At 52.2% G+C, this 13,252-nt stretch carries 12 protein-coding genes and 1 pseudogene; 5 read left to right on the top strand and 8 right to left on the bottom strand.

Annotated features, from left to right (window positions below):
• Nucleotides 1–159 precede the first annotated feature (159 nt).
• Together CXB77_RS23595 and CXB77_RS05760 are read right to left on the bottom strand one after the other, a co-directional pair.
• Nucleotides 160–393 carry a molybdopterin-guanine dinucleotide biosynthesis protein MobB gene (locus CXB77_RS23595; RefSeq protein WP_347338060.1) on the bottom strand — a complete coding sequence of 78 codons (234 nt, stop codon included), beginning with the start codon at nucleotides 391–393 and terminating at the stop codon, nucleotides 160–162.
• Nucleotides 390–632 (bottom strand): DUF1840 family protein, encoded by a 243-nt coding sequence (locus CXB77_RS05760; RefSeq protein WP_172452557.1) that lies wholly within the window; start codon nucleotides 630–632, stop codon nucleotides 390–392. Before CXB77_RS05760 ends, CXB77_RS23595 begins: the two co-directional genes overlap by 4 nt.
• 221 nt (nucleotides 633–853) lie before the next feature.
• Here CXB77_RS05760 and CXB77_RS05755 point away from each other — a divergent pair, with 221 nt between their 5' ends.
• The 5 genes from CXB77_RS05755 (at nucleotide 854) to CXB77_RS05740 (ending at nucleotide 5,832) form a co-directional block, all read left to right on the top strand.
• Nucleotides 854–2,527, top strand: a complete 1,674-nt coding sequence (locus CXB77_RS05755; RefSeq protein WP_105073160.1) for a glutamine--tRNA ligase/YqeY domain fusion protein — start codon at nucleotides 854–856, stop codon at nucleotides 2,525–2,527.
• Complete coding sequence (locus CXB77_RS05750) at nucleotides 2,524–3,099, top strand: DinB family protein (RefSeq protein ID WP_105073162.1); 576 nt, start codon at nucleotides 2,524–2,526, stop codon at nucleotides 3,097–3,099. Before CXB77_RS05755 ends, CXB77_RS05750 begins: the two co-directional genes overlap by 4 nt.
• The gene (locus tag CXB77_RS05745) at nucleotides 3,096–3,998 is read left to right on the top strand and encodes an efflux RND transporter periplasmic adaptor subunit (RefSeq protein ID WP_242445479.1); all 903 of its coding nucleotides are present in this window, start codon (nucleotides 3,096–3,098) and stop codon (nucleotides 3,996–3,998) included. The genes CXB77_RS05750 and CXB77_RS05745 overlap by 4 nt, the downstream gene beginning before the upstream one ends.
• Complete coding sequence (locus tag CXB77_RS21300) at nucleotides 3,983–4,147, top strand: hypothetical protein (protein ID WP_242445478.1); 165 nt, start codon at nucleotides 3,983–3,985, stop codon at nucleotides 4,145–4,147. Before CXB77_RS05745 ends, CXB77_RS21300 begins: the two co-directional genes overlap by 16 nt.
• Before the next feature lie 98 nt (nucleotides 4,148–4,245).
• On the top strand, nucleotides 4,246–5,832 hold the full coding sequence (locus tag CXB77_RS05740; protein ID WP_105073159.1) for a GAF domain-containing protein: 1,587 nt from the start codon (nucleotides 4,246–4,248) through the stop codon (nucleotides 5,830–5,832).
• Nucleotides 5,833–5,992: 160 nt separating this feature from the next.
• Here the strand turns inward: CXB77_RS05740 and CXB77_RS05735 are convergent, their stop codons facing one another.
• From CXB77_RS05735 to CXB77_RS05710, 6 genes and pseudogenes are all read right to left on the bottom strand, one after another.
• Complete coding sequence (locus tag CXB77_RS05735) at nucleotides 5,993–8,713, bottom strand: S8 family peptidase (protein ID WP_105073158.1); 2,721 nt, start codon at nucleotides 8,711–8,713, stop codon at nucleotides 5,993–5,995.
• Between the two features lie 2 nt (nucleotides 8,714–8,715).
• Nucleotides 8,716–9,345 carry a hypothetical protein gene (locus CXB77_RS05730; protein WP_105073157.1) on the bottom strand — a complete coding sequence of 210 codons (630 nt, stop codon included), beginning with the start codon at nucleotides 9,343–9,345 and terminating at the stop codon, nucleotides 8,716–8,718.
• A 230-nt stretch (nucleotides 9,346–9,575) separates the two neighbouring features.
• Entirely contained in the window at nucleotides 9,576–10,259 is a 684-nt protein-coding gene (locus CXB77_RS05725) for a diguanylate cyclase (RefSeq protein ID WP_105073156.1), read from the bottom strand.
• Nucleotides 10,256–10,435, bottom strand: coding sequence for a response regulator (locus tag CXB77_RS24510; protein WP_431520708.1), 180 nt, complete (start codon nucleotides 10,433–10,435; stop codon nucleotides 10,256–10,258). Before CXB77_RS24510 ends, CXB77_RS05725 begins: the two co-directional genes overlap by 4 nt.
• Entirely contained in the window at nucleotides 10,363–10,782 is a 420-nt protein-coding gene (locus CXB77_RS05715; RefSeq protein WP_105073155.1) for a response regulator, read from the bottom strand. The genes CXB77_RS24510 and CXB77_RS05715 overlap by 73 nt, the downstream gene beginning before the upstream one ends.
• A 169-nt stretch (nucleotides 10,783–10,951) precedes the next feature.
• A pseudogene (locus CXB77_RS05710) lies at nucleotides 10,952–13,197 on the bottom strand (glycogen/starch/alpha-glucan phosphorylase).
• Between the last annotated feature and the right edge of the window lie 55 nt (nucleotides 13,198–13,252).

Genomic DNA, 13,252 nt, shown 5'->3' with positions numbered 1-13,252 from the left:
GTCGGATACAGCGGCGCGTGACCGAGCGCAGCGCGATAGACCTCAATTTTTGGATAACGGGCGTGTTTAAACCCTTCCACCAGAATCAGATCGAGCCGCGCCGTTTCAAACCGCGCCAGCATCGGCGTCAAGATCGGGATCAACGCTGGCGCAGGTTCTTCAACTTGCAGCGCCCAGCGTTCCCGCGATGCCAGCAGCGTTTGTGCGCGCCCGCTGCCCGAATTTCAAAACTGTCCTTGCCGGGCACGTCGAGATCAAAACTGTGATGGGCATGTTTGAGATAACCACGCGCACTCCTCGGTCATGCAGCAGCGCGACCAGTTGCCGCAACAACGTCGTTTTGCCGCTGCCGCTGGGCGCAACCACGCCGATCACGGGAATTGCGAAAATCACACTCGTTCCCACATGACCGTTTCGCCGTCAGCGCCAGCAGCTTTTAGCAACGCAATCAACGGCATGGCGCGGTGTGCGAGACTGACGTGCTGCCCGGCGTCGCCCGCTGGTGCAGCATTCGTCGTGGTGGGATCAAGCGACAGATCGGGATACTCGGACACAGCAGCTTCTAAACAGGCAAGCGCAGACGGAATGTCGGCAGCGAGCAGTGCACCGGGGACGCGCCCGCTGTGTCCCATTAGTTTTAATCAGCGTGATGGCTACATCGCCGAACATGGTGATGGTCGCGTAGGCTGGGGTTTGGAATTTAATCAGCATGAATCTCTCGATTGGCGCTTGCCAATAGCGGCGGCAGTGCGAAATAGGATAGCGCAAGCGCCAGAGCTGCGATTCTTTCAATCCGCGTGGTAGGCGCTAGAATGCGGCGTATCTCCTTTTATTCCGATTATTTGAGCCATCCATGACCGACGCCGTTGATCCGCCCCGCACCAATTTTATCCGCCAGATCATCGACGCGGATTTGGCTGCTGGCAAACATGACCGAATCGCCACCCGTTTTCCGCCCGAACCGAACGGCTATCTGCACATTGGTCACGCCAAATCCATCGCATTGAATTTCGGGCTGGCGCTGGATTATCACGGCACCTGCAATCTGCGTTTTGATGACACCAATCCATTAAAAGAAGACGTTGAATTTGTCGATTCGATTCAAGCGGATGTGCGCTGGCTGGGTTTTGATTGGGGCGACCGGCGGTTTTTCGCTTCTGATTATTTCGAGCAGCTGTATCAATTCGCCATTGAATTGATTGAACAGAATTTGGCTTATGTCTGCGATCTCAGCGCCGAAGACACTCGCACCTATCGCGGCACTTTGACCGAGCCGGGGCGCGATAGTCCGTACCGCGAGCGTTCAGTGGCGGAGAATCTCGATCTGTTTGCCCGAATGCGCAGCGGTGAATTTGGTGACGGCAGCCGCACGCTCCGTGCTCGCATCGACATGCGTTCACCGAATATCAATCTGCGCGATCCAGTGCTGTATCGCATCAAACACGGCGTGATTCACCACCAAACCGGCAGCGCGTGGTGTTTGTATCCAACTTACGACTACACCCATCCGCTGTCCGATGCGCTCGAAGGCATCACCCATTCGCTGTGCACGCTGGAATTTGAAGATCATCGCCCGCTGTACGACTGGTGCATTGACCACGTTTCCGTGCCCAGCAAGCCGCGCCAAATCGAATTCAGTCGGCTGAATTTGGAATACACGGTGATGAGCAAACGGCGTTTGACCGAATTGGTCAGCGAGCAACTGGTCAACGGCTGGGATGATCCGCGAATGCCGACGCTCGCGGGATTGCGGCGACGCGGTTACACCCCGGCAGCGATTCGGGAGTTTTGCGAGCGGGTCGGCGTGACCAAATCTGACAATCTGGTGGAAATGGCGCTGTTGGAAAGCGCGATCCGCGACGATTTGGACGCCAGCGCACCGCGTCGGATGGCGGTATTGCGTCCGCTCAAAGTGGTGTTGACCAATTACCCGGCCGACAACCACGAACTGGTCACCCTTTCCAATCATCCGAAAGACGCCAGCATGGGTAACCGCGAATTGCCGTTTAGTGCGGAACTGTGGATTGACCACAACGATTTTGCGGAGCAGCCGCCGAAGGATTTCAAGCGGCTGATTCCGGGCGGCGAAGTGCGGTTGCGCGGCGCGTATGTCATTCGCTGCGATGAGGTGATTAAAGACGCGGCTGGCGCAGTGCTTGAACTCCGCGCCAGCGTCGATTTCGCCACGCTGGGCAAAAATCCCGAAGGGCGCAAAGTCAAGGGCGTGATTCATTGGGTTGCCGCAGCAACGGCGATTCCGGCGGAAATTCGGCTGTATGACCGACTGTTTCGCGTCCCCACGCCGGGCGCTGGCGGAACGGATTATCGCGCTGATTTGAATCCGAATTCGTTGCAAGTGCTCACCGATTGCATGGTGGAGCCGGCGTTGGCGGACGTAACAGCAGGCGAGCGGTTTCAGTTTGAGCGCGAAGGTTATTTCGTCGCCGATCCCGACACTGCGCCAGCGCGTCCAGTGTTCAATTTGACCGTCGGGCTGCGCGATATTTGGGGCAAAAATCGACCATGAACAGCGATTTACCACCGCCACCGCTTGCTTTGCTTCCAGCGCACGAGCGCCACATTGCTGATTTCGGCGTTCGCGCTTACGCCTCAGTCGCCTCACCAGCAGCGATTTTGCGGGTGTTTCGGACAGAAGCTGCACAAACACTGGCGATCAGTCGCCGCCTCAACCGTGCGCAAGGTTTGCAACGGGTGTCCATTCCACGCTTTCCGGGGATCGAAAGCGAAAGTTGTCACTGGTCGGTGTACATGACGCTTGATCATTTGGTGATGGTTAACACGGCGATTACTGCGTTGATTCACGCGATTTGCGTCGATTCTGCGCCCGGCGTGGAAATCGAACTGGCGGATGTGTGGCCGCATGAAGACGCTGGCGCAGATCGCATTCACGCCCTGAGCGCCGTCGTCGAACGGTATTCGCGGTTGATTGAGCGCCTTGGTCCGTTGCGGTCGCGGACACGTTATCCGCATCCGTGGTTTGGTGCGCTCACGGCTCGGCATTGGCACGCGCTGGCAGCGATTCATAACCGCACCCATCGCATTCAAATCGAAAAAATTGTGCGGCGCTTAAAACCATGAAATGCCAGATCACACCACAATCATCATTGATTGCCCTGATGCTATTCGCGCCGTTGTCCGTGGTGCTCGCTGATCCCAACGCGCCAGCTCCATGGGTGTTAACCGTTCCGTTGGAAATCGCCACTGCGACCGATTGGCACCTGACCGGCAGCCTGTGCGCCCGTCACGAAATTCCGCTGGCATTTCGGATCAACGGCGAAATCCGCGAGCGCCGCGTCGATGTTGGCGATGCAGTGACTGCTGGACAGGTGCTGTTTCAACTTGATCCGCGTGACGTGATTGAACAGCGGATTGCCGCAGAAGCAACGGTCGCCAGTGCTCGTGCCGAAACCGAAAACGCCCAGCGCGAACGCGAGCGGCTGGCGGATATGCTGCGGAAAAAACTGGTCAGTCAACAGGATTACGACCGCGCTGCGACTGCGGCTCGCGCTGCCAGTGGGCAGTTGACTGCGGCGCAAGCGGTGTTGCAACAAGCACGTTATGCGATTGAATATGCAACGTTAACTGCGCCAGCCGCCGGCGTGATGGTCGCAGTAAACGGACAACAAGGACAGGTGATTGCTGCCGGTCAAATCGTGGCGACGGTGGCAGAAGCTGGCGCTCGTGAAATCGAAGTTGCCGTGCCGGAAACGCGGCGCACCAAAGTGCCGTTAACGGCGCTAGCGCTGGTTTTAGGACAAGCAAAACCGCTGCCGGTGACGCTGCGTGAAGTGGCAGAAACGGCTGATCCGGTGATGCGCACTTGGGCGGCGAGGTATCAGTTCGATGATCCGGCGGCAGCGCCGGCGCTGGGAACGACGATCACGCTGCGGTTTGCTGCCGAAACGACCACGCAGCGGTTGCGTGTGCCGCTCGGCGCAGTGTTGGAGCGAGCAGAAGGGCGATGGTGTGGCGCGTAGTTGATGGGCGAGTACAACCAGAAGCGGTGACGGTGCTGGCGCTGGATGATGAATTTGCGGAGATTCAAACCACCTTGCCGCTGGGAACGCCAGTAGTGGCGCTGGGTGTCAATCGGCTGCAACCCGGTCAAGCAGTGCGGATGCGCTAAACCGTGCTGACAATGGACAAGCTGTTTTGCATAACGCTTAGAATTAAAACTGTTACGCTAACTCACTCTAAATAGCGAGATTTTCGTAGGAGAAGCTGATGAGCGAACTGTCTCTGCAAGGATTTCTAGTCGAGTGTGAACGCGAACAATTGCACCGAGTACAGGCGATTCAACCCGACGGCGCACTGTTGGGTGGCGTGGAAGGTGATCCGCATATTCGTTTTGCCAGCGCCAATCTTGCCGACTGGATCGGAATTGCATGGGAAGAAGTGCTTGGACAACCGTTAACGGCGTTATTGCCCGATTTTCCGCCACCTATGCCCGGCACGACGAGCACGGTGAATGCTGAAAATTGGATGCACTCTTCGACCGAAAAACGCCTCTTTCGTCATCTGTTTGATGGCGCGTTCGGCAGTTTAGACGGATTGCTGTCGTGCAATGAACATACGTGGTTACTGGAGCTGGAGCCGTCACTTCCCGCCGCACAACAGCACGATGCCTATCGTCCAGTGCCGCATCATCTGTATCGAATGCCGTACACCGAGCCAGATTGGAGGCAGCAAGGCCAAGCGCTGGCGGATGAATTACGCGCTGCCACTGGCTTTGATCGGGTGATGATTTACCGTTTCCGCGAGGACGGCTGCGGCGAAGTGATTACCGAAAGTCTACTGAGCAATTTATCGCCCTATTTGGGACTGCGTTATCCCGCTTCTGATATTCCACAAATTGCCCGCACGCTCTATCTGCGTAATCGTCACCGCCAAATTGCTAATGTTGCTGCGTCACCAGTGGCGATTCACAGCCACGATGACGCGCAAGTTGATCTTACGTTGTCGGATTTACGCGCAGTGTCGCCAGTGCATCTGACGTATTTGAAAAACATGGGCGTTACAGCTTCATTATCATTTTCGCTAACACTTTACGGACGACTGTGGGGACTGATTGCTTGTCATCATCACGCACCGCGCAACTTGCCGCTGGCAGTGCGCGAACGCTGCGCAGAAATGGCGCAGGTATTCACGCTGGCGATTGGCGGATACCAAAATCACCGGCGGTTGATGGAAGTGAATGGCAGCGATCACGAAATCGTCAATTTGCTCGATGCGCTCCAAGATGCCGAAGTCAGTTCCACGTCTACTAATCGACATCTCAAACGCGCATCCACCACGCCCAGCCAAACCTTGGGACGGGCATTGTTATCGTTGGTGAGCGCAGAAGGCGCGGCGCTGGTGGACGATAAACACATCATCACCTTTGGTGTTGCTCTTGATCATGTGCAGATTCGGGAGCAACTGGCGTGGTTGCAGAACAATTTGGTCGATCAAGTGTTTGCCACCGATGCGTTATCCGCGTTGTTTCCGCCAGCAGTGGAATATGCGGATCGCGCCAGTGGTTTACTGGCGGTGCGCGTGGGGAGATTTACTCACGTCGGCGCACAGAGCGAACGCACCTTTTTGTGGTGGCGACCGGAACAGCCGCGCACCGTGTACTGGGCTGGCGATCCACGCAAAGATGTCGTGTCTTTCGATGCAGAAATGCAACATTTAACGCCGCGTTCGTCATTTGAACGTTGGATTGAAACCAGTTCTCGCCATTCCGAACCGTGGAGCGATAGCGATTTACTGCGGGCGAAAAAGTTTCGCAATTTAGTCTTACGCGCCGTGAATGCCGAAGTGTTGCAGTGAGAATAAGCTAACGCTGCGCCGCGAATGCAAAGTGTCAAATTTTTCGACACTGTTGATGCCTGAATTAACCAAAACACTACAGCAGTGAGACAGACAAAAAGGGCGATGTGAATCAACACATCGCCCTTTTTGCTTGAGATAAGAACTAATTAGACTTGATTTAACGTGCTAGGCAATTCGTGCGTCCGTAATCTGCGCGGAAAGTCACGAGATCAGTGCCGTCAACATCGCCATCCTTGTCAAAATCCGCATTGGCGTTATAACGCGCTTGACCAGTGCGTGATCCAAAAGCAGCGCCAAAGACCGTTTTATCGGCGTCATCGACATCGCCATCACTGTCAAAATTTCCGACACAGAGCGCAAGCGCTGCGGCTGGCCATTCAATAGAATTCACTGCCTTGGCTAAATTGAGCCGTCCATTTGCAGTCGCTCTTGAATCAGTTTCATCAACAGGAGCAATTGGATCAGTTGTCGTGACAATTCGAGCAATGCGGTCTGCCATTGGTTCATCAAACACACTTGCCAAGAAACCAACTGCACCAGTGACGTGTGGCGTTGCCATTGAGGTTCCGCTCATCCACGCATAAAAATCATGTTCAACTGTCATTTGACCAATACCGATGTTATCTAAATAAACACCATCCTCTACGACAGAACCATCGGTACGGAAGACAAACATAATCCGAGCATCATTGGTATACAGCGATTTATCAAACAACTGGAAACTATAGTTGCTCCATGCACCACCGCTGCTGCCCGTGATGTAACCTTGATATGAATACTTTTCACCAAAGGTCTGCCACTTGTTAGCTCCTTCCATATCATCCGTGAACACAGTTGCACCATTTACAGTGACACTGATGTCATCAAGATAATATCCATCGAAAGTTGTTCCGCCATTGGTTCCAAGCTCAAAAATGATTTTTGCATCATCTAGCAAACAGGTATCTGGTAAAGAAACTTGGAATAGCGTCCAGTCTCCTAATTCAAAGTCAACATAACCAAGGCTTTCAAAACCTTGGCTCTCATTGCCACACAACACCGACAACGCATCATAACCAGTTTCTGCGCGGCCTTTGAGATAAAAATTGAGCATTGCAGAATCAGATGGCGCTGTAGATAAATCTATCCCTTGGCTTATGATTCCAGAGAGACTGTTGTTAGTATAGTTGCCATTAGGGCTATCAGACCATGCTTTCGATCCGCTATGTTTTTGCTCAGTGGTCATTTTCCAAATAACCGGATTTGTCAGAAAGACATCGAGAAAATCATAATCCTCTTCTAACTCATGTCGTGCATTAAATCCAACTGACAGTGACCCGATTTTCTGTCCAGCCAAGTTAATTGGCGGGCTAACAAGGACAGAAAATTGATCATCGCTATAGTCTCCAGCCGGGCTATCAGTCCAAGCATGGTTTGTTGCAGTTGTAGCCGTAATTGCCCAAGGTGCATCAGCAAACCAACCATTTGTTCCCAATTCGACATCATCAAAAAACACATCACCTGCTTGGGGAATGTAAGTGGTTAGCCAATAGGTGCTTAGAATTGCGCTGCCGGGCGCTCCTAAATCCACTGAAGTTGCACCATAATTGGAATACCAAGCCAGTGAATCAGTATCATCAGTTGCCGCGACGCTAATCACATTCGGTAAATCATAACTCGCGGGATAACTTGAATAGTCATCGTTATCATTTTCTTCATTACCAGCAGCAGCAACGAAGGCAATACCGACATCTCCTAAGTTTTTAATTGCGGCTGCCATCACTGAATTTTCGCATTCATAGCACCCGTAAGACGCATTCACCGCAACGATATTTGTGCCCTTGTTTTTCATGGTGAGAATGTATTGCAACGCAGCTAATTCTGCATCGTCATACATGTAGCCATCAGGTGAAAACCCTTGTAACGCCATGATGCGTCCGCGCCAATTGATTCCGGTAACACCTTTACCATTATTCCCTTCAGCAGCAATGATGCCGGCAACATGGGTGCCATGCGCAAAAACAGCGGCGGGATCGCTATCACCAAATCCCGTGTCAATGCCATGAATGTCATCAATGTAACCATTCTTGTCATTATCAACGCCATCGCCGGCGATTTCGCCCGGATTTACCCACATGCTATTTTTTAAATCAGAGTGCTCATAATCAACACCGGTATCCACAACTGCAATCACCACATCTTTGGAATCCGTGTGCTGCGTCCAAGCCGCAGGTGTTTGAATATCAGCACCGGACGTTCCTCCCGTTTGTCCGGTATTATTCAGTGACCACTGATACTGAAAAAACGTGTCATTTGGTAATAACGTATCACTCGCCACAACAGTTGGACGCTTGCCGTAATTCAATGAAGTGGCCTGAACACGAGAATCCTTGCTGAGACTCTTCATCAATTGCGCACTACTCACGCCTTTACCGCCGCGCACTAATGCGAAAACTTGTCCAGTTCGCGCCGTCAATTGATCAAAACCCTTGACCACTGTTGCTGCTTTCGCACCGAGTGCGCTATTTGCAACGATTTTTGTAACGCCTTTCTTAAACAATACCAATACTTCGCCGTCTTTATAATGCGGCTTTTTTGGAGTTGATGCTGTAGCGGTGCCATCTTTAGAAGATGGCTGAGTCGGCTCAGGAACCGTTAATAAGCGATCACCTTGGGCATTGGGTGTCACGTTATTGGGAACGAGTTGTGAGCGGTTCATTGGCGCTGCGGGATGATTCAATACAGGAGCAGAACCATCTTGTTTTAAGGTCATCACTGTCGGCGTTAACACTAGATCGGTACTGCTGGCTGAATACGAATTCATCGCTGGCAATATGCTAACAATAGCAGCAGCGCACAAAGTAGAACTTTTGAAGCGAGTGAAATAAGAATGGCGCATGATTATTGCTCCTTGGCGTTGGTTTCAATACGGTTTTTTGCAAATAAAAACCCAAACAATCCAGCAGCTAATAACAACAGCGAACCGGGTTGGGGAATTCCGGTTCCGGTTATTGGTGCGCCAGTGACACTCACTCCTGCTAAATTAATCCCGCTGCTAGTAGATATTCGGGAATCTAAAATAACTTTGTTATCCAGAACAAAATTATCGCCGCTACCATCAAAAAGCGTCAGTGCTGTCGTCGCTATTCCCGTTGCAGTAATTCCCTTAAATTGCACACTTGCTAAAAGAATGTCATTACCAATGCGTGTATCTGAAAACATTCCACCACTCACCATTAAACTCGAAGCCGCAGTAGAAAATTTAGAAAAATCCCAGCCACTTGCATCTTTGTTGATTATTTCTAACACACTATCATCATAGGTAATTTTAAATCCCATACTAATTAACCCAGGGCTTTCAACTCCAGAGATGTAAATATCTGCCCATGTCGTTTCATTAAAGTCAAGACTCAAGCTATCTTCATAGCTACCATCTCGACCAAAATCAATGTTAAAAATCAGATCCGCTGCGGCTGGTGTCGAAAGCGCAAACAGCAATACAGTTATGGGTATCATTTGGTTGATATTCATAAAAACGAACTCCTATTCACTTAAAAATAACGATCAATCAAAGTGTGACTTAATGTGTTACCAAATTCTTATTTGGTAATTGCACAAATAAAAATGCAAAAAAAGTACCAAATTTTAATTTGATACAAATCATTCAGTTAAAAGCATGGCTTGCATATATGACGCCAAGATGTAAAAAAAGCTGACACCCTGAAGTCGTCAGCTTGCGTGAATTCCAAAAAGTGCAGCGTTTAATGACGAATGACGCGATTGCGTCCTGCATCTTTCGCTTGATACACCGCGCTATCGGCACGGGCAATCATTTGTAGCAAACTTCCTTCTAATTCAGTGGTAAAGCCCACGCTCACCGCTAATGGAACCGCCATTCCAGCGGTTTGAAAATGAAGCCCAGCAATGGTGGCGCGAATGCGTTCAAACACCAACTTTGCATCGTCGTCGCGTTTGAGAACGACAACGCAGAAGAATTCCTCACCGCCATAACGTCCAACAATGTCCGAAGCACGTAGCGTTTTTTGTAGCGTTGTGGCGATGATTTTGAGTGCCTCGTCGCCGATTAGATGACCGAAATTGTCGTTGACCCGTTTAAAGTGATCGACATCAATCATGCCAAGCGCAATCTTAAAATGACCGCGCAGCGCGTTGGCGTGGAGCGATTCCGCCAGCTCCAACGCGTGACGGCGATTGGAAATTCCAGTTAAAAAATCACGGGTGGCGGCTTCGCGCAGTTGCCGCACGTAATCAATCATGTTGGTGTTTTGCGTGACGCGGCAGAAAAACTCTTCAGCTTGAAATGGTTTGGCGATGAAGTCGTTCGCGCCAGTTTTCAGCAGCAGCGCCGGAAGTCCGGGACGCGACGCATCGACATGCCGATGATGGCAAATCCTCGCGGCGATGCTGTTGGCGAATGGTCTCAATCAGCTCTAACCCGTTCATTTCGGCATTTGACATCGGTAATAATCAAGCTGATGTCTGGGTGCTGCGCCAACAATTCGAGCGCCTCACGCCCATGACAAGCCGTCAGCGTTTGATAGCGATAACTGTCGAGCAAACTTTGCAAATAACTGCGAAAACTGGGCGAATCGTCAACCACCAGCACCTTGACTTGGCGGTTGTGCCACAGCCGTCCGAGCGTTTGCGCGACTGCTCGATTTCATTGCGATTGTGCTTGATGAAGTAATCAACGACCTGCTTCGACAGCATCATCTCGCGCTGCTTCATGTCCAGCGAGCCAGTCAAAACCACGACCGGAATGTGGTAACGCCGCAGCAGATCAACGACTTCACCGTGTGGTGCGTCGGGCAAATGCAAATCCAACACCGCAGTAAAAAACCGCGTCGCATCCTGTTTAAGTTCGCGCTCGGCTTCCGCAAATGATCCGGTTTCTACGGTGTTTAAGTGATGAACATCATCGAGATAAGCGGATAACAGGCTGCGCATGGCGCGACTGTCTTCGACGATAATACTGTCCCTGCTGTAGCGGTTCCAGTATTATTTTTATTTTTATCAAATGGTTGAGTCATTAAAGCGAATGCCTGTTGCGGTATAGCGGCTGCCGCTTGCCAGTATGTGGCGCATCTGCTGCCAGATGCGCCGCACTCAACAATCGTTAGTCTTTGGGCGGAACTGCGTCGAGATGCCAGATGTCACGGCTGTATTCGGCAATGGTGCGGTCTGATGAAAAATGACCGCTGCGAGCAGTATTCAAAATGCTCATCCGCAGCCAGCGTTTCGATTCCGATACGCTGCCGCAGCTTGCTCCTGCATGTCGATATAGCTGCGGAAATCTGCTGCCGTCATCCACGGATCATGCGGGTTGCGAATGGACAAAATGACCTGATCGAACACGCCGGGCGCGAACTGATTGAAATGTCCAGATTCCAGCAAATTCATCACCTCCAGCAACGCCGGATCGCTGGCGATGATGCCGTTGGGATCATAATGATGGCGGCGCGCTTCCACGCCCGCAGCGGTCATGCCAAACAGGAAGAAATTGTCTTCACCGACCTGCTCGCGGATTTCGATATTCGCGCCATCCAGCGTGCCGATGGTGATTGCGCCGTTCATCATGAATTTCATGTTGCCGGTGCCAGACGCTTCCTTGCCCGCAGTCGAAATCTGTTCGATAAATCCGTGCCGGGCGCGATGATTTCCATCAGCGAGACGCGGTAATCCGGCACAAACGCCACGCGCAGCAAACCGTTTGGTCATCGGATCGTTGTTGACCGAACGGGCAACGTGATTGATGAGCTTGATAATTTGCTTGGCCATCACATAACCGGGCGCAGCTTTGCCACCAATCAACACGCAGCGCGGCGTCCAATTAGACGTGTCGCCGCGTTTGATGCGGTTGTACAGATGCACGACGTGGAGAACGTTGAGAAGCTGGCGCTTGTATTCGTGAATACGTTTGACCTGCACATCAAAAATGCCATCTAGCGGAAATTCCACGCGACAGAGCTGCGCGACGTGCTCGGCGAGGCGGCGCTTATTGTCTTGTTTGATGTCGTGCCAGCGAGCGCGAAATGCTGCGTCCTCGGCGTAAGGTTCCAACCGCTTGAGTTGACTGAGATCGCGCACCCAATCCGTGCCAATCGTTTCATTGAGCAGATCGCGCAGTTTGGGATTGCACATCGCCAGCCAGCGCCGCTGAGTAACGCCGTTGGTTTTGTTATTAAATTTCTTCGGCCATAAATCGTGGAAATCGCGGAACAGTCCGTCGATCAACAATTCCGAATGCAGTGCCGCAACGCCGTTGACCGAGAAGCTGCCGACGATAGCCAGATACGCCATCCGCACCTGCGGGTCATAACCTTCTTCAATCAAGGACATTCGGCGCTGGCGCTCGTTATCGCCCGGCCAGCGAGTCGCCACTTCTGCCAAAAAGCGGGCGTTGATTTCAAAGATAATTTCCAGAATGCGCGGTAGCAACTGGCGGAACAGACGCACCGGCCAGCGTTCCAACGCTTCCGGCAGCAGCGTGTGATTGGTGTACGCCATCGTTTGCCGCACGATCGGCCACGCGGTATCCCAATCTAAATCGTGCTCGTCCATGAGCTGGCGCATCAGTTCGGCGACCGAAACTGCGGGATGGGTGTCGTTGAGTTGGAAGCAGTTCAGTTCCGCAAAGCGGGTGAAATCATTGCCATGCAAACGAATCCAATCGCGCAACACATCTTTGATGCTGGCGCTGGCGAGGAAAAACTGCTGGCGCAAGCGCAATTCTTTACCGCATTCGCTGGCGTCATTCGGATAGAGCACCATCGTGATGTGCTCGGCTTCATTCTTCTGCGCCCACTGATTCGGGATAGCTGCCGCGTTGAATTCGTCGAGATTGAATTCATCCGTCGCTGCCGATTTCCACAACCGCAGCGTGTTCACGGTGTCGTTGCGATAACCGGGCACGGGCACATCGTAAGGCACGGCGAGCACATCATTGGTATCCACCCAGCGCACGGTTTTCCGTCCAAATCGGTCGGTGCTGGTTTCGGTGCGTCCACCAAAAGGAATGCGCTGGGTAAATTCTGGGCGTTCCATTTCCCACGGATTGCCGTCGCGCAGCCAATGATCCGGCTCTTCCAATTGTTCATTGTTTTCAATCAACTGACGAAACATGCCGTATTCATAACGCAGTCCATAACCGCGTACCGGCAGTTGCAACGTGGCGCAGGAATCCAGAAAACAGGCGGCGAGTCGTCCCAAACCGCCGTTGCCGAGACCGGCATCGGGTTCGTTGCTGGCGATTTCTTCCAGCGCCAGCCCCATGCCATAAAGCCCCTGTTCTGCTGCGTTATTGATGCCGAGATTAAGCATCGCATTTGACAGCGCCCGTCCCATCAAAAACTCCAGCGACAAGTAATAAGTGCGTTTGCAATCCGCTTCGTCATAGGCTTGACGAGTCAGCCGCCAG

Origin of the sequence: Chromatium okenii (genome assembly GCF_002958735.1) — a bacterium.
Taxonomy (GTDB): domain Bacteria; phylum Pseudomonadota; class Gammaproteobacteria; order Chromatiales; family Chromatiaceae; genus Chromatium; species Chromatium okenii_A.
The sequence above is the reverse complement of the archived record's forward strand: the minus strand, read 5'-3'. Positions and strand labels throughout refer to the sequence as shown.

Coding starts and splice junctions, on each gene's coding strand:
- CXB77_RS05760 (WP_172452557.1), bottom strand. CDS start 632: ATGGGACACAGCGGGCGCGTCCCCGGTGCACTGCTCGCTGCCGACATT.
- CXB77_RS05755 (WP_105073160.1), top strand. CDS start 854: ATGACCGACGCCGTTGATCCGCCCCGCACCAATTTTATCCGCCAGATC.
- CXB77_RS05750 (WP_105073162.1), top strand. CDS start 2,524: ATGAACAGCGATTTACCACCGCCACCGCTTGCTTTGCTTCCAGCGCAC.
- CXB77_RS05745 (WP_242445479.1), top strand. CDS start 3,096: ATGAAATGCCAGATCACACCACAATCATCATTGATTGCCCTGATGCTA.
- CXB77_RS21300 (WP_242445478.1), top strand. CDS start 3,983: ATGGTGTGGCGCGTAGTTGATGGGCGAGTACAACCAGAAGCGGTGACG.
- CXB77_RS05740 (WP_105073159.1), top strand. CDS start 4,246: ATGAGCGAACTGTCTCTGCAAGGATTTCTAGTCGAGTGTGAACGCGAA.
- CXB77_RS05735 (WP_105073158.1), bottom strand. CDS start 8,713: ATGCGCCATTCTTATTTCACTCGCTTCAAAAGTTCTACTTTGTGCGCT.
- CXB77_RS05730 (WP_105073157.1), bottom strand. CDS start 9,345: ATGAATATCAACCAAATGATACCCATAACTGTATTGCTGTTTGCGCTT.
- CXB77_RS05715 (WP_105073155.1), bottom strand. CDS start 10,782: ATGCGCAGCCTGTTATCCGCTTATCTCGATGATGTTCATCACTTAAAC.